We start from the raw sequence: 25,916 nt of genomic DNA, 5'->3' as shown, positions 1-25,916 counted from the left end.
GCACTCCAAAAAAGTCAGACACTAGTTCGTTGCCGGATTTTTAAAATCTTTTAAAAACGGAGCAACAGCCGCTGTAATCTCGGTTTTAAAAAGGTTTAAAACCCCTTTTTTAACGAAATTCTTGTGCACCAATAAACAGATTTCCCGTTGAGGCGTCGGCTGTTCAAAGCGATACAATTGCTTGCGTTCTTGCTCGTTAAAATCCAAGGTAGCCAAATACGGCAACAGCGTTAGCCCACCTGTTTTTTTAACCAAGCGGATCAAGGTATCCATACCTCCGGCCTGATAATCGAGATTTGCCCAGTGTTTCTGCGCTTGATTCTCCGCACAAAGATTTTGAATCTGCGCCCGCATACAATGTCCCTCCGCCAACAACCACAACTTCTGCTTGTCGATTTCTCCGATATCAATCGGCAGCAAATGGCGGTGACCGGAATAATCCAACAGCATAAAAGGCTCTTGGTAAAGCGGTATGCTAATGACCTCGGTATACTTCGACGGCAGCGGACTGGAAGCGATACCAAAGTCCAAGGTTCTGTTTTCAATGCGCTCTACGATACTTTCGGTAATCAATTCCTGAACCACCAAATGCACCTCTTTGTAGGTATTGACGAAGCGATTTAAAAACAACGGCATCAAAAAAGGAGCTACGGTAGGTATAACACCCACGCGTACCTTACCCGATAGGTTTCCCTTCATCTCCTTGGTCATCTCTTGCAAATCGTATACACTGGCCAAAATCAATTTAATCTTTTCTATAATGGCCGCCCCTTCTAAGGTAACCCCCACCGGCTTGCTCTTACGATCAAAAATTACGATACCCAACTCCTCTTCTAATTTAATAATCATCGTGCTTAAAGTCGATTGTGAGACAAAACATTTTTCAGCGGCAAAACTAAAATTGGTTTCCTCATAAACCGCCAGTACATATTCCAATTGTTGTAAATTCATAATGTAGAAAATTGAATACAAAGCTAATAATTATCTACAACATCGATATACCTATCTAAACATTCGTTTTTATCAATATACAAAAATCCGTATCTTTATAGTATCAAAAAGAAATTAACGCTTAAAGTAGATTGATTATGGACAACAACAATAACAAGCAAATCAACAGCAAAATAACGACCAATTCAGGCAGTGCTGTTGGGCATTATGAAGATTCGCAAACCGTTGGACAACGCGGTCCCGTATTATTGCAGGATTACTTTCTCCATGAGAAGCTCGCCCAGTTTAACAGAGAGCGCATACCCGAGCGAATTGTTCACGCCAAGGGCACAGGTGCTTATGGGAAATTTGTGGTTACCCACGACATTACTTCCTATACCCGAGCCAAATTATTCTCAAAAATTGGCAAAGAGACCGATATGTTTGTGCGCTTCTCCACCGTTGGCGGCGAGAGAGGGTCGGCAGATAGCGAGCGTGATCCCCGTGGATTTGCGCTTAAATTTTATACTGAAGACGGAAACTGGGATCTGGTCGGAAACAATACTCCCGTCTTTTTCATCAAAGACGCCAAGAAGTTTCCCGACTTTATACATACCCAAAAGAGAGATCCACAAACCAACCTCAAGAGTCCCACTATGGTTTGGGATTTCTGGTCACTTAATCCCGAAAGCCTTCACCAGGTACTCATCCTGATGTCGGATCGCGGAACCCCAAATGGATTTCAGCACATGCACGGATTTGGTAGCCACACCTTTTCTATGGTCAATACTAATAACGAATGGACGTACGTTAAATTTCACTACAAAACACAACAAGGTATTAAAAATTTAACCGGAAACGAAGCATTAGCTATGCGGGGAAGCGATCCGGATTTTGGACAAAAAATGTTGATTGACGCCATTGCCGCAGGGAATTTTCCAAGATATACCTTTTCGATTCAGGTTATGACGCAAGAACAGGCAAAAACATTCCGTTGGAACCCCTTTGATTTGACCAAAGTATGGTCGCAAAAGGAATATCCATTGATTGAAGTCGGTTATATCGAACTAAACAAAATTCCGAGCAATTACTTTGCAGAAGTGGAGCAAGCCGCCTTTGCACCGGCAAATCTCGTAGACGGTATTGGTTTTTCACCGGATAAGATGCTACAGGGAAGGATTTTATCCTATCCCGACGCGCAGCGCTATCGAATAGGAACAAATTACCAAAGCTTACCCGTCAATGCCTGTCCTTTTATGACGAACAACTACCATAGAGATGGCGCCATGCGATTTGATGGCAATAGCGGTGGTGCACCCAACTACTTTCCAAACAGTTTTGACGGCAATTTTGAAGATCCGGCAGCCAAGGGCCAACCCTACGAATTGGATTCCAATATCGTGGCCTATTTCGACCGCAATGCCAACGACAACGACCACTACACCCAACCCGGCGATTTGTTTGACAACGTAATGGATGCGCAAGCCAAAGCCAATACGATTAAAAACATCGTTGGGGCGATGAGCGGAATAGAAGGTCCGAAGCGCGAGGAAATCATTATGCGTCAGCTTTGCCATTGGTTTAGAGCCAGTGTTCCACTGGGAATGGGAATTGCACAAGGATTGCAAATCGACATGGAAAAACTAAAAGCCCTTATGCCGCAGCGCTAAGAACACCCTAATTACAAAAAAACCAGTTGACAGCAACTGGTTTTTTGCGTATTGCTAGTTCGTGCAAAATTCGCGGGTTGCCCAAAAAAAAGCCCAAAAGCACCCTTCGCAATTAAAATTAACACAGGAGGTTCTACAATCGAACTAATTTTGTAAATTAGCAGTGAAAATTAAATTTTCAAACTTTTTTAATTTTCGGATAAAAAAACTATCTTTGCACTCGGAAAAAGAATGTTTTTTCATTAAACGTAAATAGCTGTTAAATAAATACATAAGCAATGTCTAAAGTCACAGGAAAAGTTGCACAAGTTATCGGACCAGTAGTTGACGTCGTGTTCAACACACAAAACGCCGAACTTCCAAGAATTTATGATTCATTAGAAATCAAAAGAGAAGATGGTACCATACTTGTACTAGAAGTACAATCTCACATCGGAGAAGATACCGTACGAACCATTTCAATGGACTCAACCGATGGTTTGAGTAGAGGTTATGAAGTGATCGCTACTGGAGCTCCCATCCAAATGCCTATTGGTAAAGACGTGTTTGGACGTTTGTTTAACGTTATTGGAGATGCTATTGACGGTCTTGGCAATTTGCCAAAAGCCGGAGAAGATGGTTTGCCAATTCACCGTAACGCACCAAAATTCGAGGATCTATCTACTTCATCAGAAGTGTTATTCACCGGAATTAAAGTTATTGATTTAATTGAGCCTTACGCTAAAGGGGGTAAAATTGGATTATTTGGTGGAGCAGGAGTTGGAAAAACGGTATTGATTCAGGAATTGATTAACAACATTGCAAAAGGACACGGAGGACTTTCCGTTTTTGCAGGTGTAGGAGAGCGTACCCGTGAGGGGAATGACTTGCTTCGCGAGATGTTGGAATCGGGAATTATAAAATATGGAGATGATTTCATGCACTCTATGGAAAACGGCGGATGGGATCTATCCAAAGTGGACAAACCAGGCATGAGAGAATCCAAAGCTACTTTCGTATTCGGACAGATGAATGAGCCACCAGGAGCACGTGCACGTGTAGCCTTGTCAGGACTTTCTATCGCTGAGTACTTCCGTGATGGAGCTGGAGAAGACCAAGGAAAAGACGTACTTTTCTTTGTGGACAACATCTTCCGTTTTACACAAGCGGGATCAGAAGTATCTGCATTACTTGGACGTATGCCTTCTGCTGTAGGTTACCAACCTACTTTAGCTACAGAAATGGGAGCTATGCAAGAGCGTATTACTTCTACAAAAAAGGGATCGATTACTTCAGTACAGGCGGTTTACGTACCTGCGGATGATTTAACTGACCCGGCACCGGCTACTACCTTTGCCCACTTAGATGCCACAACGGTATTGTCTCGTAAAATTGCGGAATTAGGTATTTATCCAGCGGTAGACCCCTTGGATTCTACATCGCGAATTTTGACTCCTGAAATCTTAGGAAAAGAGCATTATGCTTGTGCACAACGCGTAAAAGAAATCCTTCAAAAATATAAAGAATTACAAGATATCATCGCGATTCTCGGTATGGAAGAACTCTCTGAAGAGGATAAGCTTTCTGTATCTAGAGCTCGTCGTGTACAACGTTTCTTATCTCAACCGTTCCACGTTGCAGAACAGTTTACCGGTTTGAAAGGTGTACTTGTAGACATCAAAGAAACGATCAAAGGATTCAATATGATCATGGACGGAGAATTAGATCACTTACCTGAAGCTGCATTTAACTTGAAAGGAACGATTGAAGAAGCAATCGAAGCTGGAGAAAAAATGCTTGCCGAAGTATAATCTAATTTAAACGCTATTCCCATGAAACTAGAAATTGTATCACCAGAGGCCACATTATTCAAAGGAGAAGTTATTTCGGTAGCTGTACCTGGATTAAATGGAGAGTTTCAAATGCTAAACAATCACGCTCCCATAGTATCTGCCTTGACCAAAGGCTCTATTAAGATCGTAGGAAGTGACATCAAAATAGCTAAAGAATTCGCTTCTAAATTTCAGAAGATCAACGATACCACTTATTGGTTATCGATTAATTCTGGAACACTGGAAATGAACGACAATACGATCAATATTTTAGTAAACTAAAACGTCGATCAAACCCTTTACAAAAAGCTGCTTGGAAATTCCAAGCAGCTTTTTTATTTGCGCAAACAACAGGAACAGCCCTTTCTCTACCCTCCGTCAACACAGTGGTCAACAAAGCCAAGAGCTTCGCTTAAACGTCGCGAAAGACATCAAATACAACCCCAACAAAACCGATTCAACATCTCAAAAACACCAAGACAAAAAAAGACTGTACAAAACAGTCTTCTACCCTTCATTAATAATTTACTACTTATCACACTTATTGACGTTCAGCATACTCATCCGTCCACAACCTACCCTTACCGATTGCAATCAACACCCCATAAGGATCATCGAAATCATCTAACATCACAGAAGCCATTTGATAATCTTTTATGCCTTTTACCACACCCTGACTATCTATATCGAGCTCACCAGATACGGCCACCAGGTTCTTATATAGAGCCGAAATTCCCGATCCCACATCCAAAGTACCCTCTGTATGAAAAACAACTGAAAATTTATTATCGCCACCCGAGATAAAACAGCCCTTGCCATCCCAGCGCTCGCTCTTTCCAACAAAACCGGGATTATAAGTCAGCAAACTATTGAAATCTATACTGCCAACGAACTTGTTTTGATTTAAAAAAAACACAGCTGTACTTCCGAAATTCATTCCCTCATAACCATCGGAAAAATTCGATTTCCGACAATAAAACGGATTTACCAAGTAACCACCCTCGATAAACGGCGGTGTATCGCCAGGATAAATAGACATCTTCAACTCCTCAGTCAATACTTGATTCATCTTTTCATCCACAAAGTCTTCATATTTTAACTTAACAAGCGTTTCGCCTGTCCCTGTAGCATCATCAGTGGAACAAGAAACCAATGAAAAACTCAATAACACTAAAAACAAGCCTACATTTTTCATAATTTAATGTTTTAAAACAATCTAATTTACTAATAAATCTAATTATTATACCTATTTACCCAGAAATTTATTCTTTTTTGTGTTGATTTGCGAATTTGCCGACGCTACTGCGAGAGGACTCGCGCGTAGTCTATATAAAATACCAGAATTCTCCATCGTGTTGGGATTTTTGTATTGATGAAAGATTTGTTTTTCGATTTAAACGCATTTCGAATAAAATGCGTTTAAATTATATATTTTATAATCCCAGTTAGCCCCGCGTATTTTACTTGTAGACAGTACGTGTTTTTATATTTAAAAAAAAGCTATAATTAGCAAGTGAGATGTTCTTCGTATAGTTTAAAATAAGAAGATGTTTTAACGGATCATTCTCAAAAGTTGTGTGTGAATTAAAAAAAACTTCCGATTTTTGCAAAAAAAAGAGATACTGTGGACAACTATGTAGAGTTACTTAAATTGATATTACCCGAATTCTTAGTAGAGCATTTTGATTTGGTAAAAACCACCAAGCAAGCAGAAATTATGCATCTTTATTTTGAAGAGCGCAATGTTGTTCCCATAGAGCATCAGGACCTTATCTTGGTTGCTCACGGTTTCCACAACGAAACCACCATACAAGACTTTCCCTTGCGAGGAAACAGTGTTTATCTTCACGTGAAACGCCGAAGATGGCTTGAGAAGGAATCTCGCAAATTAGTGCAAAGAGACTGGGAATTAGTAGCTAAGGGAACTCGTATGACAACAGAGTTCGCTTCTTTTTTAAAAGAAATTAATCGATACTAAGACCAGTGACTGTCGTACCATTGGTGGTTTCTTTGGTGTGGATGGCAAAAAACTACAGCGACAATACAAAGAATCCTTAAGTGACTTTCGTAATTGGAGTGTAAAGGATCACGCAAAAGAATGGCTTATATATCCCGAGAACATAGGTCCTTATCTTTCTATAGACGAAACAGCATTGTCTAAGGGGGAATTATACACAATCATAACCAATAAAAGAGCTAAAGGAAAAAAGGGAAGCTTAGTAGCCATATTTTCAGGAACTAAGGTTGAACCTATTGTAGAGAAACTACTTACTATCAGCTCAAAAATTAGAAGAAAAGTACGCGAAGTAACCTTAGATATGGCTAGTTCTATGAAAAACATTGTAAGCAAGAGTTTTTCTAACGCCATACAAGTAACTGATCGTTTTCATGTACAAAAATTAGCCATAGAAGCCTTACAAGACATTCGTATTCAGGAACGCTGGAAAGCGTTGGATAACGAGAATCAAGCTATTAAAGAAGCCAGGAAAGCAAATATAGCGTACGTTGCTCAAGAGTTTGAGAACGGAGACACTCCAAAACAACTCCTAATAAGAAGTAGATATTTGCTATGCATGGATAGCGATAAATGGACTGAAAATCAAAAAACTAGATCCAAAATTATCTTTAGAGAATTTCCTGTCATAAAACAAGCTTACAATCTTGTACAAGGACTGCGAAACATTTATAATACAACAACAGTAAAAGAAGTCGCTTACACTAAACTAGCACATTGGTATAATAAAATCGAAAACAGTAATCTCAAAACATTTAATACGGTAGTCAATACCATACAGCTAAACTATCAATCTATTTTAAACTATTTTGACAACAGAAGTACCAATGCTTCTGCAGAATCCTTTAATGCCAAAATCAAAGCTTTTAGAACTCAGTTTAGAGGCGTAAGAGATATAGAATTCTTCTTATATAGATTAGTCACTATTTTTGCATAAACACAACATTTAGGATTGATCCGTTTTAACTGTCGTATTGAAAAGCATTTGCGACGCGAGAGGACTCGAGCGGCAGCGGGCGAATGAAGGCATCATCGAATCAGCCTTTAAAAAAATGCAGCTGTTTTCCATTCCCGCAGATTTTCGTCTTAACCCTATAAAGATCAATTTGGCTAAAAAAGCACTAAAAACAAAAAAGTCCTTTAAACGAAATGTTTAAAAGACTTTTTATTTGCTCCCCCTCTTGGGCTCGAACCAAGGACCCTCTGATTAACAGTCAGATGCTCTAACCAACTGAGCTAAGGAGGAAGGTATATTACCCTTATTGCGGTTGCAAATATAGAAATTATTTCAGTGTTTCCAAACAAAACTCTTGAAATAATCGCAATTTTTATAACTCTCCTTTTAAGACGGGCAGCTTCCAACTGTAACGCGTTGCGGCTAGGCGAATTACAAAAACAAAGATCGCGGTAGAAACTTGCGTTACCGGAGCCGAAACCCCCATATAGTCGAAAGAACAATACAGCAAACTGCCCAGTATACAAGCGACGGCATAAAACTCCTGGGTAAAAATCGCCGGAATCTCATTGATTAATATATCGCGAATCATACCGCCAACGATGCCGGTTATCGTACCCATGAGCACCACCACCCAGATCGCATAGTCCAAGGTCAGTGCTTTTTCGACCCCTACCACGACAAACAAGCCCAAGCCAATGCTGTCAAACCATAAAAAAGGCCCGTTCAAATGCACCAATTTCTTGCGAAAAATAATCACAAAAACCATGGATATGATTGTACACCACACATATACACTGCTGATCATCCAGAAGGGCACCACGCCCAGCAGCAAATCGCGCAATGTACCTCCTCCGGTAGCCGTGACAAATCCGACTACAAAAGCGCCAAACCAATCGAGTTTCTTTGCCGATGCCAACCGGATACCGCTAACGGCAAAGGCAAAAGTGCCCAAAAACTCAATCACATCGACAAAAGAGACATTTTTCCAAAAAACCAACCACTGTTCCATAACTGCTATTTTATTGCGAATCACTCCGATTTATACTTGTTGCCATTCCCCTTCGTCGCCAAACACCCTTTTTCCGTTCGGCTGCCGCTCCAGCTGCTTTCGGCCTAACGAAAATATCATTCCTTCCAACAATAAACAAGGACCGCGAATTATATTTTTTAACAAAAACAGCCCTATACCCTGTGCATTCTCCGAAGCTCCTTCGTAGTAAACAGATAAAAATCAGTAATTTAGCAGTCTTAAAAGAATTCATCATGAAAACCACCCCGCTTTCCATTTTAATTTTCGGCTTACTCGTCTTGGTATTGGGTTATATACTCAAGGCCACGGCACTGCTTCACAATCATTTTATCAGCATAGTCGGGCTGATTTTTATAGCTGTAGCCCTGGCGACCTTGGTCGTGCAACGCTTAAAGAAATAAAAAAGGCAACCCCTAGAGATTGCCTTGATACCCACCATAAAGTGGGTTGAATTGTTGCTTTTGGCGCGTGGTGCTATTTGGACAAACTCACCGCCAAATTATCTAGCATCACTTGCGTCATGCCTTTTAAGTCGTAATGGTGTTTCCAGTTCCAATCTTGTTGGGCTGCACTGTCATCGATACTCGCCGGCCAACTGTCGGCTATGGCCTGACGGAAATCCGGAGCGTAATCGATTTCAAATTCCGGTATATGGGTTTTGATTTCTGCGGCTATTTCTGCCGGTGTAAATGAAATTCCCCCGAGATTATAGGAAGAGCGGATTTTGACATCCTGCGCATCGGCTTGCATGATCGCCACCGTTGCGGCCAACGCATCGTCCATATACATCATCGGCAAGGCGGTGTTTTCCGATAGAAAACAGCTGTATTTCTTTTCTTGTAAGGCCTTGTAATAAATTTCAACGGCATAGTCCGTCGTTCCACCCCCGGGAGGCGTGGTCCACGAAATCAAACCGGGATAACGGATACTGCGAACATCTACACCAAACTTAGCGTGGTAGTACTCGCACCAACGCTCACCGGTTTGCTTGGATATTCCATATACAGTAGAAGGCTCCATAACAGTATACTGCGGTGTATTTACCCGTGGTGTCGTCGGTCCGAAAACCGCAATACTCGACGGCCAAAATATCTTTTTAATCTTGGATTCCTTAGCCAAATTCAGCACGTGAAAAAGGGAATTCATGTTTAGGTCCCAGGCCAAAGCCGGATTTTTCTCGGCTGTAGCAGAGAGCATGGCCGCCATTAAATACACTTCGTCTATTTGATGCTTTTCCACTGCCTGCGCGACTTCGTCAAACACCATGGCATTGATCACTTCAAAGGGACCAGAAGCCATTAAATCGGGTTTTCCCTCGCGTATATCCGAGGCAACCACGTTTTCATGGCCATATATTTCACGGAGTTTCATAGTCAGTTCTGAACCAATCTGACCACATGCTCCTATAATTAGAATTTTAGTACTCATTATGTGCTGTTTTATTGGACAAATATACTTAATTCACGGTAATTTGTCAGGATTATTGAATGAAGATTCGCTTAATTGCCAGTAAGCGAATACAGCATCCCCAAGCGCCTAAATCCAAACCGCCAAAAACAAATCCCCCTTTCCTCAAAACCTTTGTTGGATTCTGATTTAAATATTTAAAAGTTCGATATAACATTCGTAAATTTGTTGTTTAAACAAAACCACTTATGAGGCATTTTTTGCTAATCGGAATTCTCTTCGTCAGTCTGTTTGCTTCTTGTAAGAAAGTCGACAATCGGGAGCAGGAAAATCAATTGCGAGCACAAAAACACACCGATTCGGTATTCAACATACTGACCAAAACCTGGGATTTTAAAATTCCGTGGCAATCGGCTGCCCTACAATCAGAAATTGCCGATTGGAAAGCGTGGAACGACTTTAAAAAGGACATCCGATTAAAGCCGACCTCGTCTATAAGTGCGTTCCAGAAAAGGTCGGAAGTTCTGAGTAACTCTTCCTTAAACCTGCTTAACGACATCCCAGCCAGCCTCAATCGGCCCGACATCAAGAGTCGGATACGGGTGTTAAACACCTTGTTTAACGACTTGGAGATGTATATTTCACTGGACAAAGTACCTCAAAAAAAGATTCTCTGGTTGATTCCCGAAATCAATATGACGATTACCTCCTTAGTCAATCAGATGGACGAAGTGGTCGCAAAAAAATCCATTCCCAAAGAAGTGGGAGAAGCCGAAATGCTTCAAGCCCTGGACACCGTTAGGCGGGCCAATCCCACTTTTACCGAAAACAATTAAGGCATGCATCTTAAAACCCTATATCGCGAAGCGACTAAAACCGTACAACTCGCAGCGGCGCTAACAACGCGCGGTCAGAAAATACACGCCAAAGGACTGATTGGCTCTTCCCTATCGTTTTTGATTCAAGGGATTTTTAAACAGTCGGAATTCCCCCTGTTGTTGCTCTTTCACGACAAGGAGGAAGCGGCTTATTACCTCAATGATTTAGAGGGCTTGGTCAACAAGGAAGACGTGTTGTTTTACCCGGGATCGTATCGACGTCCCTATCAGATCGAAGAGACGGATAACGCGAATATCCTCTTGCGCGCAGAGGTGCTCAACCGCATTAACTCGCGCAAAAAACCCGCTATTATCGTCTCCTATCCCGATGCCTTATTCGAGAAAGTCGTCACCAAAAAGGTCTTGGACAAAAACACCTTAAAACTGGCTGTAGGCGATCAAATCTCTATTGATTTTATCAATGAGGTGTTGTTTGAATACCACTTTAAACGGGTGGATTTTGTAGCCGAACCCGGCGAGTTCTCCGTGCGCGGTGGTATCATCGACGTGTTTTCCTTTTCCAACGACCATCCGTACCGCATCGAGTTTTTCGGCAATGAGGTAGACAGCATCCGCAGTTTTGACGTGGAAACGCAGCTGTCTATAGAAAAGCAAAAGAAAATTTCCATCATCCCCAATGTAGAAAACAAATTCTCTCAGGAACACCGCGAGAGCTTCTTGGACTATATTTCGGAAAAAACGGTGATATTTTCGCAGAATACCGCTACGGCGATCAGCCAATTAGACAAATCTTATGACAAGGCCTTGTCGGTTTTCGACACCCTGTCCAAAGACATCAAACATCAGGTTCCCTCGGACTTATTTCTCGACAGCCGCAGTTTCTTAGACCGCATCGAGACTTTTACTTATGTAGAGCTCTCGCAGCAATCGCATTTTAAGGAAGCGATGAGCTTTGATTTTCACGTTTTGCCACAACCTTCCTTTAACAAGCAGTTTGAACTGTTGGCACGCGATTTAAACGACCGCGCCGACGACGGTTATCAGAACTACTTGTACTGCGCCAACGAAGGTCAGGCCAAGCGGTTTCACGAGATCTTCGAGAGCCTTAAAGACCAGCACGACGAAGTGGCCGTAAAAGAATTTAAAACGGTAGTATTTCCGCTATACCAAGGATTTATAGACGAGGAAAATCAGATTGTCTGCTATACCGACCATCAGATTTTTGAGCGCTACCACAAGTTTTCGATTAAAAACGGCTATTCCAAAAAGCAAACCATCACCCTAAAGGAATTGACGACTTTGTCCGTAGGCGATTACGTTACGCATATCGACCACGGTATTGGAAAGTTCGGCGGCTTGCAAAAAATTGACGTGGAAGGCAAAATGCAAGAAGCGATTAAATTGGTCTATGCCGATAACGACATCGTCTATGTGAGCATACACTCTTTACACAAAATATCCAAATACAACGGCAAGGATGGTACCGCGCCCAAAATATACAAATTGGGTTCCAACGCTTGGAAAACCCTAAAGCAAAAAACCAAGGCACGGGTTAAGCACATTGCCTTTAACCTGATTCAACTGTATGCCAAACGCCGATTGGAGAAGGGTTTACAATACCGTCCCGACAGCTACTTGCAGGCGGAATTGGAGAGTTCCTTTATCTATGAAGATACGCCCGACCAAATCACCGCCACCCAAGACGTCAAAAACGACATGGAAAGCGAGCGTCCTATGGACCGACTCGTCTGTGGAGACGTCGGGTTTGGAAAGACCGAAGTAGCGATACGCGCCGCGTTTAAGGCTGTAGATAACGGCAAGCAAGTGGCCATACTCGTTCCGACGACGATATTAGCCTTTCAACATTATAAAACCTTTACTGAGCGCTTAAAAGACATGCCGGTTACCGTGGGATATATCAACCGATTTAGAACGGCCAAACAAAAGAGCGAAACGCTCAAAGACCTGGTCGAAGGGCGCTTAGACATTTTAATCGGCACCCATCAATTGGTCAGTAAAAACGTGATTTTTAAAGATTTGGGCCTATTGATTATCGACGAAGAGCAAAAGTTTGGCGTTGCTGTTAAAGACAAGCTCAAGACCATAGCGCAAAACGTAGATACGCTCACGCTCACCGCTACTCCCATTCCGAGAACCCTACAGTTTTCGTTGATGGCGGCACGGGATTTGTCGGTGATTACCACCCCACCTCCCAACCGCTATCCGATTGATACGCAGGTGGTCGGATTTAACGAGGAGGTGATTCGCGATGCGATTGCCTATGAAATCGAGCGCGGTGGTCAGGTCTATTTTATCAACAACCGCATTGAAAACATCAAAGAGGTTGCGGGCATGATTCAACGTTTGGTTCCCAATGCTCGTGTCGGTATTGGACACGGACAGATGGACGGTAAAAAACTCGAAGAACTGATGTTGGCCTTTATGGATGGCGATTTTGATGTATTGGTGGCCACTACCATTATTGAAAGTGGACTAGACGTACCCAATGCCAATACGATTTTGATCAACAATGCCAATAATTTTGGATTGTCGGACTTGCATCAAATGCGCGGACGCGTAGGGCGAAGCAACAAAAAAGCCTTCTGTTATTTTATATGCCCGCCCTATTCTGCTATGACCGAGGAAGCGCGCAAGCGCATTCAAGCCTTGGAACAGTTTAGCGAACTCGGCAGCGGTTTTAATATAGCGATGAAGGATTTGGAAATTCGCGGTGCTGGTGATATACTCGGTGGCGAACAAAGCGGTTTTATCAATGAAATCGGCTTCGAAACCTACCAGAAAATCATGAATGAAGCCATAGACGAATTGAAGGAGAACGAATTCAAGGATTTATATGCCGACGAAAACAATATAGATACCAAAACCTTTGTCAAGGAAACGCAAATCGATACCGATTTCGAAATTTTATTCCCGGATAATTACGTAAACAGCGTCTCGGAACGTTTGAATCTGTATAACGAATTGAGTAACGTTAAAGATGAAACCGAGCTGCTGGCCTATGAACAAAAGCTCATTGACCGTTTTGGGGCCTTGCCCAAAGAAGCCGTAGCCCTGTTAAACAGCTTGCGCATCAAGTGGTTTGCAGCCAATGCTGGTATCGAAAAACTCGTGCTAAAACACGGAAAAATGGTCGGTTACTTTTTGGGTAATCAGCAGTCGGACTATTACCAGTCGCCGCGTTTTAGAAAGGTTTTGCTGTTTGTACAACAACACGGAAACCTCTGTAAGATGAAGGAAAAAGAAACCAAAAACGGCCTGCGGTTATTAGTGACTTTTGAAAATGTAAAAAGCGTGAATAAAGCCCTGGAATTGATTCAATTGATTTGATTTTTTTTGAGGCAGATTCGCGGTTGCGTCTCTATAAATTCGTTTTGATTAGTAGAAATCTACACATTTTCTTTATATCTTTACTTATAATCAGTAATAGGTCGATTCGCAAATAGACGAATAGGCAAATAAGCAAATAAAAAATGACTATAGATATTTGGAGTGATATACGCTGCCCGTTTTGTTATATCGGCAAAACGCGGTTAGAGCAAGCGATTGCCGAGTTTGAACACGGCAGTGAAGTAACGATTAACTGGAAAGCTTTTGAGTTGGACCCGACTATAAAAACGGATTTAGCCGTTAGTACCAAGGAGTATTTGGCACAACAAAAGGGCATGCCCATCGAGCAAGTCGAGCAGATGTTTGCGCAGGTATCACAAATGGCGCAAGCAGAAGGTTTGGTGATGGATTTGGAGCAATCGATAACCGCCAACAGTTTTAAGGCACATCAGTTGTCGTATTACGCCCAATCCAAAGGTTTGCAAAACGAAGTAGAAGAAGCCTTGTTTCAAGCGCATTTTTCCCATGCCATCAATATAGACGATATCGAAGAGTTGGTTAAAATAGGTGCTCAAGTAGGCTTGGATACCGACAAGGTTCGCGATGTACTCGCCAACGACACCTATACTCGTGCCGTAGAAGAGGACGAGGCCATGGCTAGAAGCATCGGAGTGAACTCCGTGCCCTTCTTTATAGTAAACCAAAAATACGCGCTTAAAGGGGCTCAATCCAAGGATTACTTTTTGGAAACACTTAGAGAAATTTATAAGGAGAACTAGGTTTTTCTTCCTGAATCTTAAAGATAAAACGACAAAAGGGCTAACTCATATAAAAAATGGTTAGCCCTTTTCTTTAACATAAAACGTTCATGGGTTACTTTATTTAACGTTTCTATTACTACGGGTCTGCCTATAAGTAAAAGGCAGAATCATTAACCAGCTACTCCCTTTCTTTGCAAAATGCCAGATTAGCAATAATGTAGGTTTGATACTGATCCAAACAAGGATTTCAGGTAACGCCTACAACTATTTAAGCTTATTATGCATCAACAAATAAAAAACGCCACCAAAAACAGGTAAAAATAAGATGATTAAGCACCATAAAATTTTTTTCCCATTGACTCATCCGCCCGCACCAATTTGTACAAACTATAAACAACTGTAAAGAACACAGCCACCTAGAACAATTGCCACATTAAAACATTCATAAATCGAGGTTTAATTAAAATTTAAAATCAACGAATACTAGCGAAATCGCATAACAGCATAAACCAAATAAGTATTAATTCCGCTAGGAACGCGCGCTTCAGCATTAAAATGTTGTCTTTCAAGAGAATCTCAGTGCCAATACCTCGTAGATAAAGAGGTTTCTTCTTTCGACTGTTCGGAACTTACAAGGGAAGGGATTCTTTTAATTTCATCAAAATAATCGACATTGCCTGACTCCCTTTAAGCACCTTATCGAAATCGTCAACAGACTTTAAAATTACCCCATAGGATCTCATACCAGCCAAATCTACAAAAGTCATCTTTGCCGGATTTAGCCCCATCTCTTCAAATTTCTTAATAATTAGTTCTTTTTTATTCTCTAAATCTGCTGATCACTCAAGCTTGTCCGAGACATCCGAATCACAAGAAAAAACAACACCACACTTAACAACAAAACAACTTTTACCGTCTTAAATAATCTAATATGGTCGTGTAAATGCATAAATAAATTTTTAACACAAAAAACCCATTATCTTGTTTTTACACACAAAAAAGAAAATATTTTCATATTATACATCTAAAAACACAAACTTTAAAAACGTTTTGACTTTTATTAGCCCCCGCTGCCGCACGAAATGGAATTCGCCGGAGTCAATCCTTTCGTGTGGCAAAATTCAATATCCCTCTTAAAACGCCAATACGATACAAAAAAAGCCGTCCTTTTTGAGGACAGCTCTTTTTTATAATCACGTTCAGCTATTCTTAATACCCGAACAATTCTTCTAAAGTCAATTCTTTGATGGTTCCGAATTTTTTAACGGCTTCCCAATCCAAATTCTCTTTTTTACCGATTAACCCCACATTGAATTTTTTTCCTTTAACGTGTTTGTCAAAAAATCCAGCCAAATCTTTCATCTCCATTTTCTGAGTTTGTGGAAATAAATCTTTGTTGATGTCGTAGTTAAATCCTTTTTCCTGTAAAGACAACCAGTAAAAGAAGATGTCTGACTTGCTATAGCGCTTGGTAGACAATCTTTTTAGTGCCGATGCTTTGGCGTTTTGAAATTGGTTCTCCGCCTGCGGCATGTCGTTCATCAATTCCATCATCGCATCAACCGCCTGTGGCAATTTATTGGCTTGAGTACCCACATAGGCAATTACATAGTTGTATTTGTCTTTTTTGGCTGCGTCTGCATAATAGGAATACGCGGAGTAAGCCAATGATTTGGATTCTCTGATTTCTTGGAAGACGATAGACGACAATCCCGATCCGAAATACTCGTTAAACACACCCGAAGAAACCAAGTTTTCCTTGTTGAATTTTTCTTCTCTAGCGCGGAAAGAGATCTCGGCTTGAACCATTTCATAAGGCGCGAAGTAAACCGTTCCGTTTGTAGCGGGTTCCGCATATTTCTTAGGCGTAGGAATCGCTTTGCTTTTTCCAAAATTATGATTGGCTGTCAACGCTTTTTTAGTGTTGTTTAAGTCGTTTCCATAGTAGAAAATCTGTTGGTCAAAATTAAAGAAGTCGTGAATGATTGTCACCAATTCCTGTGGTTTGATCGCTTTTAATGCAGACTCGCTTAAGATGTCTCTAAATTTACTTTCGGCACCATACATCACATAGCTGTTTAGCGCGCGTTGAATTCCGCCTTTACTCGCTTTGGCATCGCTGCGCTCTTTGAGTATTTGATCGACGTAGTTGTCGTACGCCTGTTGATCGGCTTTGGCGTCGGTCATCAAGTGTTCGAACAATTTAATACCCGCAGGAATATTTTCTTGCAAACCGCTTACGTAAACATAGGTTCTGTCTTCACCAGCGCTAACTCCATAATCAACGCCGAGTTTATAAAACTCCTTTTTAATATCTTCTGGAGCGTATTTAGACGTACCCAAAAAGTCGAGGTAATTAATGGCCAATGCCAATTTATTGTCGTGATTTGAGCCCACTTCGGTGATATACATCACGGTAGACAAATCATTTGTCGTGTTTTTTATAAAAGACAACTTCGCCTTTTTACCGATGGTTTCCCGATGAATGGCCTTGTCAAAATCAACAAACACCGGAGCGATATCCTTTACTTTAATGTTTTTGAAATCTTTGTAAAACTGAGATTCGTTTTCGCGATTTAAATCAATAGGTGTTATTCCCGGATTCTCAACACGAACCAATTCTTTGTTTTCACCTTGTTTTTTATAGACTACGACATAGTTGTCCACATAATTTTTATTGGCAAAATCAACGATATCGGCCTTGGTGATTTTAGACAACTCATCCACTTCAGAGATGACCTTATTCCAGGGTTTTCCCTGTATAAAAGCGCCATACATTTCCGTTGCCAAGGCGTCGTTGCTCTCCAGCACTTTCATCGCTTGTTTCTTCAGGTCGTTTACCACAGCGGTCAACATCCAATCTTCAAACTGTCCCTTTTTGATCTTGTCCAGCTCGCCCATCAACAGTGCTTTTAACTCGTCGAGTGACTGTCCTTCGTTGGGATAAGCGCCCAATTGGTGTACGGAGAAATCCTTCATGATCATCGGCGAACTCTGAGCGCCTAAAGCCTTTTGCTTTTGATTGATGTTTAAATCGATCAAGCCCGCAGCGCTGTTGCTCAACAACATATCGATTAAAGTCAGGTACTGCGCATCTTTGGAATTGGCTCCGCCGAGTCTGTAGCCGATTTCGATGCGTTCTGAAGTCGGGCTAAAGATGTCTTTGGTTTGAATCTTGGTCAGCGCGGGTTCTACGGCAACGTATTGCTCGGGTTGTACTCCTTTTTTCATCGCACCCATATAGCGATCGACCATTTTAATCGTGCTGTCAAATTCCAAATCTCCTACCAATACTACCGCCATATTATTGGGCACGTAGTACTTTTGGAAATAATCGTGTATGGCCAACATCGACGGGTTTTTTAGGTGTTCCGAGGTTCCGATAGTCGTTTGTGTACCGTAGTGCGATTTCGGGAACAACAATTTCATCATGGCCTGATGCGTTGCCCAATAATCGTTGTCTTGACCGCGGTTAAACTCTTCGTAAACCGCTTCCAATTCGGTGTGGAACAAACGCAAAACCAATTCGGAAAAGCGCTCGTTTTCCACCACCAACCATTTCTCCAATTCGTTGGCAGGGATGTTGTTTTTATATACGGTTTCGTCGAACCAAGTATGTGCATTGGTACCGGTAGCGCCTATAGAAGCGACTAGCTTATCGTATTCATTGGCCACCGCATATTTGGAAGCCTCTTTGGAAACTTGGTCAATTTGCTTATAAATAGCGACTTTTTTAGTCGGATCTTGCTCCTTTTTATGCGCTTCGTATAAATCTGAAATTTGTTTTAACAGTGTTTTTTCCGTTTCCCAATTGCTCGATGCCATTTTGGAAGTTCCCTTAAACAACATGTGCTCGAGGTAGTGCGCCAATCCGGTATTGTCTTCGGGGTCGTTGTTCGATCCGGTTCTCACCGGAATATAGGTTTGAATTCGCGGCTCGTCTTTATTTTGAGCCAAATACACTTTTAAACCGTTACTCAAGGTATAGATTCGCGTGTGCGAAGGGTCATTTTCTACGGATTCATAGGTATATCCGTTGGCATCTTTAGTGGTTATGGTTTTCAATTGCGCTTGTGTCGTAACTGCGACAAACAGCAATCCCACCATTAGTAATTTCTTGATCATAAATAACTTAGATTGATTAATAATAAGAAAGCCAAAAATACTTATTAAAAAGGAGAATAGAATTGGTTTTTGCAAAATATCCACCGCCGGGCAACGCAATTATACAGCCCTAGGTGGGCGCAAAACCACGGGGATAAGGGAAGGGCGTAAATCGGAATCTAGGCGCACAAAAAAAAGGCTGTCCAAACTAAATTGAACAGCCTTTTGTACGCTTATAAGCAAGCTTTTAGAATTCGAAACGCATGGTAAAGTTCCAAGTTCTACCAACTCCGAAATACACTTCGTTGGTCTTGTCTATACCTTTGTAGAATCCGTCGGCTAAATACGTATTGTAATTTTCATTGTAGGTTTTATTTTGTCCTGTTGGCTTTCCTTGTTTGTCTACCTTAGCAGAAAACTCCTCAGCAGTAAGCAAGATATTGTTGGTTCTGGATTCCGCAATATACACTCTATCCAACACGTTGTTTACGTTTAAACGCATGGTAAAGGCATTTTGTTTTTCCTTACCCACTTCCATTCTGTAAGATACTCCCGCATCTAACAAACCGAAAGCTGGCAATCTCAAAGAACCTTTGTGGTCTTCTTTACTAAAGTTTTCCGGGCTGATGTTTGCGTAGTAACGATCGTTGTAACGGAAGTTACCGTCGAATTTCAAACCTTTAGCCACACGAACAGTCGCTCCGATATTCATCGATGTTTGCGGTGCATCACCTACTTTAAGACCGTCTAAATACAGGGTGTTTTCAAAAGGTTTTAGCTCTCCTGAAGGCGTTTGCTGTAAAATGGGTTTGTTCTCTTGATCATCCAAATACGTAGCGGTAACGTTTCCTTTGTACTTCCAGTCTCCGTAAGAGAATGAACCGTTAATCGTTGCCCAATCTGTAGCGTGGTATACGAAATCCAATTCCGCTCCCATGTGTACTTGTTCTACACCAAACATATTGGCAAAACCAAAGATCTTTTTATCTTCGATTACAGGGTCAGGAAACTCCCCTCTAGAGGATCTTAAGATTCTATCTTTCCAAGTGGTTCTGTACAAGTTTACGTTGGCATTGAATTTTTCTGTTCTCAATCCGTAACCCAATTCAAAACCTAAGATCTTTTCGTTTTTAAGTTCCGGGTTTAAGTCGTTTCTGTTGTTTAAGTATACTCCACCGCTCATATAAGGCTGTTTGGAGTAATATCCAGCATTAGCAAAAACGTTGTGGTATTCGTTGATGTTGTAGTTTAATCCCCCCTTGATGTTTCCTCCGATAATGTCTTTCCAATCGGTGATGTAGTTGGGTTCGTTGGGTTTCGGGTTGGCTTGGTCGTAGTTAAAGTAATCCAATCTTCTAAATGATTGGTTGGAAACCGCTCCTTGAATAAAGGCCGTTAGGTTGTCTTTAGAGTATTCCAATTGCGTAAAACCGCCAATCCAATTTACCTCACCGTCGTTATCGTAAGCGATTTTCTCTCTTCCACTCATACTTTCGAATGGGTTAAAGCTCGGCTTAGCGCTATAAGTTTGATAGATATAAACGTCTCCAGCAATATTTTTATTCGAATTGTCGATATAACCGGTAGCTCCTAAGAAGTCGTTCATCGTTTGGTGGTGATATCCTTTGTATGTTCTGGCATCAAGTCCGATATCCCAAGTAAAGTTATCCGATAATTTGGTGTTTAAGTTTAAAACAGCTCCGTACCAATCGTGTGAGTTGATACTCGCTCTTCTAGAAAGACCGTTGTTCACCGAGTTGATAAATTCGCCATTAGTGGGAACTTTATTCGCTCCGAAATCTTTTATATTGGCACCTTGGTTCCAAGCTACGATATCGTCAAAACGCACGTCTCCATTAGCATCTCTCAACATGGCACTGCGCTCTCCGCTGGCTCCGTTGATTTTACCAATAGCCCCGGTTCCTCCACCACGACCCCAAGATCCGTAGAATACGGTGCTCAATTTCATGATGTCGTTAATTTTATAATCCCAGTTTAATGAGGCTACGGGTTTGTTGTAGTAGTTTCTCTTCCAAGAGTACTCTTCTCCGTTTAAATATCCAGAATCGGCATTGTATCTCAAGTTTGGTTTGCCATCAGTTCCGTACTGTAAGTACTCGTTGATGCTGCTTGAAGAACTTCTTTGATCATGCCATTGTGCGGCACCTGTAAAGGTAAATTGAAAGTTGTGTTTGTCGTTTTTAGACTTATACCCCAAACCAATATAGTAGTTGGTTCCTTCAAATTTAGTTCCATCTACAAACCCGTTTCCGAAGGTTTCAGACAATAAAACCGAAGCGGAAAGACCGTTTTCCAACAATCCTGTCGAGTAAGAAGCCGATGCTTTAAAATAGTTATCATTACCTACACTGGTAGAAATGATCGCTCCTTCTTTCGCATCTGATGTACGGGTAAGCACGTTGATGGTTCCACCAACAGAAGAAATCGCCAATTTAGACGACCCCAAACCTCTTTGTACTTGCATAGCCGAAGTTACGTCGGCTAAACCAGACCAGTTTGACCAATATACCGTACCCCCTTCCATGTCGTTGATCGGCATACCGTTAATCATAACGGCGATGTTTTTTTGATCAAATCCACGAATATTAATTTTGGAATCCCCGTATCCACCACCACCTTTGGTAGCAAATACAGACGGCGTCGTATTCAATATTTCAGGAAATTCTTGAGATCCTAATTTCTCTTGGATTTCCGCCGCTTTAATGGTAGAAACCGCTACTGGAGTCTTACGATCTTTAGCAACATCAGCTACTCCCATAATAACAATGTCTCCCAATAAGTTTCCGTCTTCTGTCAAAACCACTCTTCCGAGGTTAAGGGATTTTCCAGCCGTAATGGTAAAGGGCATTGTTTTTGTTCCGTATCCAATAAAAGAAATCTCCAATTGCCCCGAAGTAGCGGCCGTGTTTACGGAGAATTTCCCTGTTAGATCCGAAGAAGTGCCATCGGTAGTTCCCTTCACCACAATACTCGCTCCGGGTAATGCGCTGTTTAGGCTACCATCAAATACACTTCCTGTAATTTGATTTTGTGAAAGTGCGGATAAGGAAGTAAAAATCATTACGACCATAAAAATCCAGTTCTTCAAGTTTTTCATTTTGATAAGTGATAAGTTTATTTTTCACGACAAAATTACAAAATCAGAACCATTCAATGTTAAGTGAAGTTTAACTTTTATAATAATTTCACCTTTTTTAGGAATCAGCCCTAGCGTTTCGACAGATAATACGTCAGCAAAAAGTGGGTTGAGCCATCGTGTTTGCTGATATTTTCGCTTTCAAACTCCGATTGAATACTGCGTGCCAATTTTTTTCCATATTCGACACCAAATTGGTCAAAACTGAAAATATTCCAAATAAAACCCTGAATAAAGACCTTGTGTTCGTACAAAGCGATCAAACTTCCCAGGCTTTTTGGAGTCAATTGATCGATTAGAATCGTATTGGTCGGCTTGTTTCCACCAAATTCCTTGTAGGGTTGCAACTGATCGTCTGACGCGGCACTTTGATAATTTGCGCCTACTTTTCCGTTGAGCAGTGCTTCGGTTTGTCCAAAGAAATTGGACATGAGTATGTCGTGGTTTTCTTTATCCTTGGAAAAGGGCTTAACAAATCCGATAAAATCGACGGGAACGATTTTGGTTCCCTGGTGAAAGAGTTGAAAAAAGGCGTGTTGTGCGTTTACGCCCACCTCTCCCCAAATGATGGTTCCGGTTTGGTAATTCACGGGATACCCCTCTCTATTTCTGTTTTTGCCGTTGCTCTCCATAATCAGCTGTTGCAGATGGGCTGGAAACTTTTCTAAAAACTGGCAATAAGGCACCAGTGCTTCGGTTTGATAGCCATAAAAATTGTTGTACCATATACTCAACATGGCCATGAGTACGGGTATATTTTTCTCTAGGGGTTCGGTTTTCAGATGCAAATCCATCTCGTACGCCCCTTTTAGTAGTTTTTCGAAATTATCATAGCCCACGGCCAACCCGATTGACAGGCCTACAGCGCTCCAAAGTGAAAATCGGCCGCCTACGTAGTCCCACATCGGAAAAATATTTTCCGGAGCTACGCCAAACCGAGCCGCTTCGTCCACGTTAGCGCTCACCGCCACAAAATGTGCCGAACAATCCGGTTGTCCGGTCGTTTGGGTAAACCATTTTTTTACTTTACGCGCATTTTGAATGGTTTCCTGAGTGCTAAAGGTCTTAGAGACCACGATGACCAAGGTGGTTTCGGGATCTAATTTTTGCAATAAGCATTCGATATGATCATCGTCTACATTGGAAATAAAGTGCATACCCAGGGAATTGCGGTAGCTCTCTAGAGCGCGCACCACCATTTGAGGGCCCAAATCCGAACCGCCGATTCCGATATTGACCACATCGGTAAACGCCCGATCGGTACACCCTCTATAGGCTCCGGAAATCACGCCATTCGCAAAGTCTTTCAGCTGCAGTTGCACCGCCTTGATCTCTTCAAGCACGTTTTTTCCGTCTACCCAAATTGGCGTATCGGAAAAATCTCGAAGTGCCGTATGCAATACCGCTCTATCCTCGGTGACATTGATTTTGTCGCCTTGAAATAAACTTTGAATCGCCGAGCTCAAATCCATTTCCCGCGCCAAATCCAAGAGGAGCTCCATGGTTTTGTCCGTGATTTTGTTCTTCGAATAATCGAATAGAAAATCGTTCCAGGAAACGTGCATTTTTTCTGCGCGATCGGGTTGGTTTTCAAACAGATCTTGCATTTTCACATATTCCATTTCCTCAAAGTGATTTCGAAGATTATGCCAGGCCAACGTCCCAGAGGGATTGCTATTTTTAAACATTATTTAGCGAATTTTTCTAAAAACTTATCGTCTAATTCTCTTTTCAACGGTTTGATGTGCTCTAAATAAGCGGGTAACTCCTTTTTCTCCATGGGAACGGAGTTGGGCAACGACTGATTTAACGGATCGACTTGGACCCCGTTTTTCCAAAAGCGGTAACACACATGCGGTCCTGTTGCCAGGCCGGTGCTACCAACTTTGCCAATGACGTCACCTTGTTGTACCGACTGCCCGTTGCGCACCAATATCTTCGACATATGAAGGTATTGCGTGGAATAGGTGCCGTTGTGCTTAACCTTGACGTAGTTTCCGTTTCCTGCGGTATAGCCCGTACGCTCTACTACGCCAGAGGCGGTCGTCATGATGGCCGTTCCCGTAGGTGCGGCGTAATCGGTACCGTTATGCGCTTTCCACCTCTTTTGAACGGGGTGAAAGCGATTGTTGGTAAAACGCGAGGTAATGTGAAAAAACTTCAAAGGCGATTTCAAGAACATGCTTCGCATGGGCTTGCCCGCCTCGTCGAAATACTCCACTCCCTTGGCACCGGGTTTGCGGTAAGGGAAGGCGTATAATTGACGGCCTCTGTATTCGAAATAGGCCGCTTCAATCTTCTCTATACCGACATAGGTGGTGTCGTTGATGTATTTCTCTTCTATGGTTACGGCAAACTTATCGTCTTTTTGCAATTTAAAAAAGTCGATAGACCACGCAAAAATCTGCGACATCTTGGTGGCCAACGATTGGTCAACGCCTTGCTTTTGCAAGCTCACCGACAGCGAACCGTCTATGGTTGTGGCTATGGTACGCCTTTTTACGGTAACGGGATGTATCTTTTTATACGCGCGCACACTGTCTCTTAAGTCGAGCACATAATACCCCATAATATCGGGATGATACACCAGTGCTTCGAGCTTTTGCGGTTTGGTCTTGCTCTTGATCAACGCATAGGGTTGCCCAATGCGGATATTCTTCACATTAATCGAGTCTTTAATCTTCTCGATAATTTTGTGTACTTCGTTGGCATTAAGGTTGTTTTGTGACAAGATTTTACCCAAATTATCGCCACTCCTGATGGTATCTTCAACAAGTTCTAAATCCTTTAACTTAAAACCATAGGCTTCTGCTACGATTTCCTCTACCTCTTCTTTTGTTTGTTCTTTATCCGCGGCTTGGTCGGCTTTCTTATTGCAAGAAAAGGCGACTAAGACAGTCAATAAATAGGCTAAATACTTCAATATATGGTGTTTTTATTCTATTTCTAATTGGTTTCTAGTCCCCAGTTTTTCAATTCCTCTTCACTCCACAATTCGGGGAAGAAAATGCGTCGTTGGTACTGAGGGAGCATATACTTCTTCCAATCGCTACCACCGGTAGCTTCTTGTTTTCCGGGAACGCTTTCTATATATTTTTTTGCGGTATTAAAATGGCCCATCACCCAAGTGATGTTGACGGTTTTATCGTAATGGCGCATCGCGGCAATCAGTTCGGGATTGCTGCGGTCTTCCGCAGGCAATTGGCTGAACTTTTGCCATATATTGGTTTTGTTGTAGTGCTCCATAGAGCGCAAAAATTCGGCTTTATACTTGTTTTCGAATTCTTGGATCAAGTAAGATTTCTCTCCGGTTTTGTAATCCTTGCCCGCAGCTTGCCAATACAGGTGTTCAAAGGCGTGGTCGTAGGGGGTGTTTCTGTCGATGGTTGCGCGAAAGCGAATATCGATCAGGTTGATCAAATCGGTAGAAGCAAACTCGATCAAGCGGTACTGGGCACTCTGAAAACCGCTTGCGGGAGTCAGTGTATTGCGGAACTTCATGTATTGATTCACATCCATACCGTCTTTCATGATGGTAAACGAGGTGGTTAGCATATCGAAATAGCGGCTGATGCGCATCAATTTATCGGTAAACAAATCGGTGGTTACCGACGGGGCATCGGTGAGTTGGTTCATCTCCCAGAGAATCATCTTAAACAAGAGCTCATTGACTTGGTGGTACATGATAAACACCATTTCATCGGGTAAAATGCTGCGTTGGGTTTGCAAGCTCAACAAGGCATCGGTCTGTATATAATCCCAATAGGTAATGGGTTTAGCCCAACGGAGGCCCTCCAGATGGGTTTGTGTTTTTTGTCCAATTTCAGCAAATTTTTCTTCTAATGCTGCAATTTGAGGTTGAAGGTGTGAATCGATATTCATTCGTT

General features: G+C 41.9%; 19 protein-coding genes, 1 tRNA gene and 1 pseudogene. 9 read left to right on the top strand and 12 right to left on the bottom strand.

Annotation, left to right across the window (positions count from 1 at the left end):
* Positions 1–21: 21 nt before the first annotated feature.
* Positions 22–951 (bottom strand): LysR substrate-binding domain-containing protein, encoded by a 930-nt coding sequence (locus ACQZ43_RS04805; RefSeq protein ID WP_430614814.1) that lies wholly within the window; start codon positions 949–951, stop codon positions 22–24.
* Between the two features lie 137 nt (positions 952–1,088).
* On the opposite strand from ACQZ43_RS04805, the gene ACQZ43_RS04800 reads away from it, so the two are divergent.
* The 3 genes from ACQZ43_RS04800 to ACQZ43_RS04790 all read left to right on the top strand — a co-directional run bounded on the left by ACQZ43_RS04800 (position 1,089) and on the right by ACQZ43_RS04790 (position 4,693).
* Positions 1,089–2,600: a catalase gene (locus ACQZ43_RS04800; protein ID WP_430614813.1), complete on the top strand. Its 1,512-nt coding sequence runs from the start codon at positions 1,089–1,091 to the stop codon at positions 2,598–2,600.
* Positions 2,601–2,878: 278 nt separating this feature from the next.
* Positions 2,879–4,390 (top strand): F0F1 ATP synthase subunit beta, encoded by a 1,512-nt coding sequence (atpD, locus tag ACQZ43_RS04795; RefSeq protein ID WP_430614811.1) that lies wholly within the window; start codon positions 2,879–2,881, stop codon positions 4,388–4,390.
* Positions 4,391–4,411: 21 nt separating this feature from the next.
* Complete coding sequence (locus tag ACQZ43_RS04790; protein WP_430614810.1) at positions 4,412–4,693, top strand: F0F1 ATP synthase subunit epsilon; 282 nt, start codon at positions 4,412–4,414, stop codon at positions 4,691–4,693.
* Between the two features lie 259 nt (positions 4,694–4,952).
* On the opposite strand, the gene ACQZ43_RS04785 is transcribed toward ACQZ43_RS04790, so the two are convergent.
* Positions 4,953–5,606 carry a hypothetical protein gene (locus ACQZ43_RS04785; RefSeq protein WP_430614808.1) on the bottom strand — a complete coding sequence of 218 codons (654 nt, stop codon included), beginning with the start codon at positions 5,604–5,606 and terminating at the stop codon, positions 4,953–4,955.
* A 429-nt stretch (positions 5,607–6,035) separates the two neighbouring features.
* Here ACQZ43_RS04785 and ACQZ43_RS04780 point away from each other — a divergent pair, with 429 nt between their 5' ends.
* Together ACQZ43_RS04780 and ACQZ43_RS04775 are read left to right on the top strand one after the other, a co-directional pair.
* Complete coding sequence (locus ACQZ43_RS04780) at positions 6,036–6,389, top strand: ISAon1 family transposase N-terminal region protein (protein WP_430611753.1); 354 nt, start codon at positions 6,036–6,038, stop codon at positions 6,387–6,389.
* A gap of 37 nt (positions 6,390–6,426) precedes the next feature.
* Complete coding sequence (locus ACQZ43_RS04775; RefSeq protein WP_430611751.1) at positions 6,427–7,362, top strand: ISAon1 family transposase; 936 nt, start codon at positions 6,427–6,429, stop codon at positions 7,360–7,362.
* 235 nt (positions 7,363–7,597) lie between these two features.
* On the opposite strand, the gene ACQZ43_RS04770 is transcribed toward ACQZ43_RS04775, so the two are convergent.
* Together ACQZ43_RS04770 and ACQZ43_RS04765 are read right to left on the bottom strand one after the other, a co-directional pair.
* Positions 7,598–7,671 (bottom strand) — tRNA-Asn (locus ACQZ43_RS04770).
* A gap of 82 nt (positions 7,672–7,753) precedes the next feature.
* Positions 7,754–8,392 (bottom strand): trimeric intracellular cation channel family protein, encoded by a 639-nt coding sequence (locus tag ACQZ43_RS04765; protein WP_430614807.1) that lies wholly within the window; start codon positions 8,390–8,392, stop codon positions 7,754–7,756.
* Between the two features lie 254 nt (positions 8,393–8,646).
* Between ACQZ43_RS04765 and ACQZ43_RS04760 the strand changes: the two genes are divergently transcribed.
* Entirely contained in the window at positions 8,647–8,814 is a 168-nt protein-coding gene (locus tag ACQZ43_RS04760) for a hypothetical protein (RefSeq protein ID WP_430614806.1), read from the top strand.
* A gap of 73 nt (positions 8,815–8,887) precedes the next feature.
* Here the strand turns inward: ACQZ43_RS04760 and ACQZ43_RS04755 are convergent, their stop codons facing one another.
* Positions 8,888–9,841, bottom strand: a complete 954-nt coding sequence (locus ACQZ43_RS04755) for an NAD-dependent epimerase/dehydratase family protein (protein ID WP_430614805.1) — start codon at positions 9,839–9,841, stop codon at positions 8,888–8,890.
* Positions 9,842–10,068: 227 nt separating this feature from the next.
* Here ACQZ43_RS04755 and ACQZ43_RS04750 point away from each other — a divergent pair, with 227 nt between their 5' ends.
* The 3 genes from ACQZ43_RS04750 to ACQZ43_RS04740 all read left to right on the top strand — a co-directional run bounded on the left by ACQZ43_RS04750 (position 10,069) and on the right by ACQZ43_RS04740 (position 14,786).
* Entirely contained in the window at positions 10,069–10,656 is a 588-nt protein-coding gene (locus ACQZ43_RS04750) for a hypothetical protein (protein ID WP_430614804.1), read from the top strand.
* 3 nt (positions 10,657–10,659) lie between these two features.
* A complete protein-coding gene (mfd, locus tag ACQZ43_RS04745) occupies positions 10,660–14,007 on the top strand; it encodes a transcription-repair coupling factor (RefSeq protein ID WP_430614803.1) in 3,348 nt (1,115 codons plus the stop codon).
* A 143-nt stretch (positions 14,008–14,150) separates the two neighbouring features.
* Entirely contained in the window at positions 14,151–14,786 is a 636-nt protein-coding gene (locus ACQZ43_RS04740; RefSeq protein ID WP_430614801.1) for a DsbA family oxidoreductase, read from the top strand.
* Positions 14,787–15,032: 246 nt separating this feature from the next.
* On the opposite strand, the pseudogene ACQZ43_RS04735 reads toward ACQZ43_RS04740, so the two are convergent.
* The 7 genes and pseudogenes from ACQZ43_RS04735 to ACQZ43_RS04705 all read right to left on the bottom strand — a co-directional run.
* Positions 15,033–15,116 (bottom strand): annotated as a pseudogene (locus ACQZ43_RS04735) (PLDc N-terminal domain-containing protein); the annotation flags it as partial.
* A gap of 281 nt (positions 15,117–15,397) precedes the next feature.
* The gene (locus tag ACQZ43_RS04730) at positions 15,398–15,535 is read right to left on the bottom strand and encodes a hypothetical protein (RefSeq protein WP_430614800.1); all 138 of its coding nucleotides are present in this window, start codon (positions 15,533–15,535) and stop codon (positions 15,398–15,400) included.
* 442 nt (positions 15,536–15,977) lie between these two features.
* Positions 15,978–18,893, bottom strand: a complete 2,916-nt coding sequence (locus ACQZ43_RS04725; protein ID WP_430614799.1) for a M16 family metallopeptidase — start codon at positions 18,891–18,893, stop codon at positions 15,978–15,980.
* A 226-nt stretch (positions 18,894–19,119) separates the two neighbouring features.
* Positions 19,120–21,990: a TonB-dependent receptor gene (locus ACQZ43_RS04720; RefSeq protein ID WP_430614797.1), complete on the bottom strand. Its 2,871-nt coding sequence runs from the start codon at positions 21,988–21,990 to the stop codon at positions 19,120–19,122.
* Between the two features lie 110 nt (positions 21,991–22,100).
* The gene (pgi, locus tag ACQZ43_RS04715; protein WP_430614796.1) at positions 22,101–23,717 is read right to left on the bottom strand and encodes a glucose-6-phosphate isomerase; all 1,617 of its coding nucleotides are present in this window, start codon (positions 23,715–23,717) and stop codon (positions 22,101–22,103) included.
* Positions 23,717–24,952 (bottom strand): peptidoglycan DD-metalloendopeptidase family protein, encoded by a 1,236-nt coding sequence (locus tag ACQZ43_RS04710; RefSeq protein WP_430614795.1) that lies wholly within the window; start codon positions 24,950–24,952, stop codon positions 23,717–23,719. The genes pgi and ACQZ43_RS04710 overlap by 1 nt, the downstream gene beginning before the upstream one ends.
* Before the next feature lie 23 nt (positions 24,953–24,975).
* Positions 24,976–25,911 carry a tryptophan 2,3-dioxygenase family protein gene (locus ACQZ43_RS04705; RefSeq protein ID WP_430614793.1) on the bottom strand — a complete coding sequence of 312 codons (936 nt, stop codon included), beginning with the start codon at positions 25,909–25,911 and terminating at the stop codon, positions 24,976–24,978.
* Between the last annotated feature and the right edge of the window lie 5 nt (positions 25,912–25,916).

The organism is Flavobacterium sp. JP2137 (assembly GCF_050562195.1).
Lineage (GTDB): Bacteria > Bacteroidota > Bacteroidia > Flavobacteriales > Flavobacteriaceae > Flavobacterium.
Note: the sequence above shows the minus strand (reverse complement) of the source record. Positions and strands in the feature narration are given on the sequence as shown.

Excerpts from the sequence above, each read along its gene's own strand:
- ACQZ43_RS04760 (WP_430614806.1), top strand. The coding sequence starts at position 8,647 with ATGAAAACCACCCCGCTTTCCATTTTAATTTTCGGCTTACTCGTCTTG.
- ACQZ43_RS04800 (WP_430614813.1), top strand. The coding sequence starts at position 1,089 with ATGGACAACAACAATAACAAGCAAATCAACAGCAAAATAACGACCAAT.
- mfd (WP_430614803.1), top strand. The coding sequence starts at position 10,660 with ATGCATCTTAAAACCCTATATCGCGAAGCGACTAAAACCGTACAACTC.
- ACQZ43_RS04725 (WP_430614799.1), bottom strand. The coding sequence starts at position 18,893 with ATGATCAAGAAATTACTAATGGTGGGATTGCTGTTTGTCGCAGTTACG.
- ACQZ43_RS04785 (WP_430614808.1), bottom strand. The coding sequence starts at position 5,606 with ATGAAAAATGTAGGCTTGTTTTTAGTGTTATTGAGTTTTTCATTGGTT.
- ACQZ43_RS04720 (WP_430614797.1), bottom strand. The coding sequence starts at position 21,990 with ATGAAAAACTTGAAGAACTGGATTTTTATGGTCGTAATGATTTTTACT.
- ACQZ43_RS04790 (WP_430614810.1), top strand. The coding sequence starts at position 4,412 with ATGAAACTAGAAATTGTATCACCAGAGGCCACATTATTCAAAGGAGAA.
- ACQZ43_RS04730 (WP_430614800.1), bottom strand. The coding sequence starts at position 15,535 with ATGACTTTTGTAGATTTGGCTGGTATGAGATCCTATGGGGTAATTTTA.
- ACQZ43_RS04755 (WP_430614805.1), bottom strand. The coding sequence starts at position 9,841 with ATGAGTACTAAAATTCTAATTATAGGAGCATGTGGTCAGATTGGTTCA.
- atpD (WP_430614811.1), top strand. The coding sequence starts at position 2,879 with ATGTCTAAAGTCACAGGAAAAGTTGCACAAGTTATCGGACCAGTAGTT.
- ACQZ43_RS04705 (WP_430614793.1), bottom strand. The coding sequence starts at position 25,911 with ATGAATATCGATTCACACCTTCAACCTCAAATTGCAGCATTAGAAGAA.
- ACQZ43_RS04740 (WP_430614801.1), top strand. The coding sequence starts at position 14,151 with ATGACTATAGATATTTGGAGTGATATACGCTGCCCGTTTTGTTATATC.
- ACQZ43_RS04765 (WP_430614807.1), bottom strand. The coding sequence starts at position 8,392 with ATGGAACAGTGGTTGGTTTTTTGGAAAAATGTCTCTTTTGTCGATGTG.
- pgi (WP_430614796.1), bottom strand. The coding sequence starts at position 23,717 with ATGTTTAAAAATAGCAATCCCTCTGGGACGTTGGCCTGGCATAATCTT.
- ACQZ43_RS04750 (WP_430614804.1), top strand. The coding sequence starts at position 10,069 with ATGAGGCATTTTTTGCTAATCGGAATTCTCTTCGTCAGTCTGTTTGCT.
- ACQZ43_RS04805 (WP_430614814.1), bottom strand. The coding sequence starts at position 951 with ATGAATTTACAACAATTGGAATATGTACTGGCGGTTTATGAGGAAACC.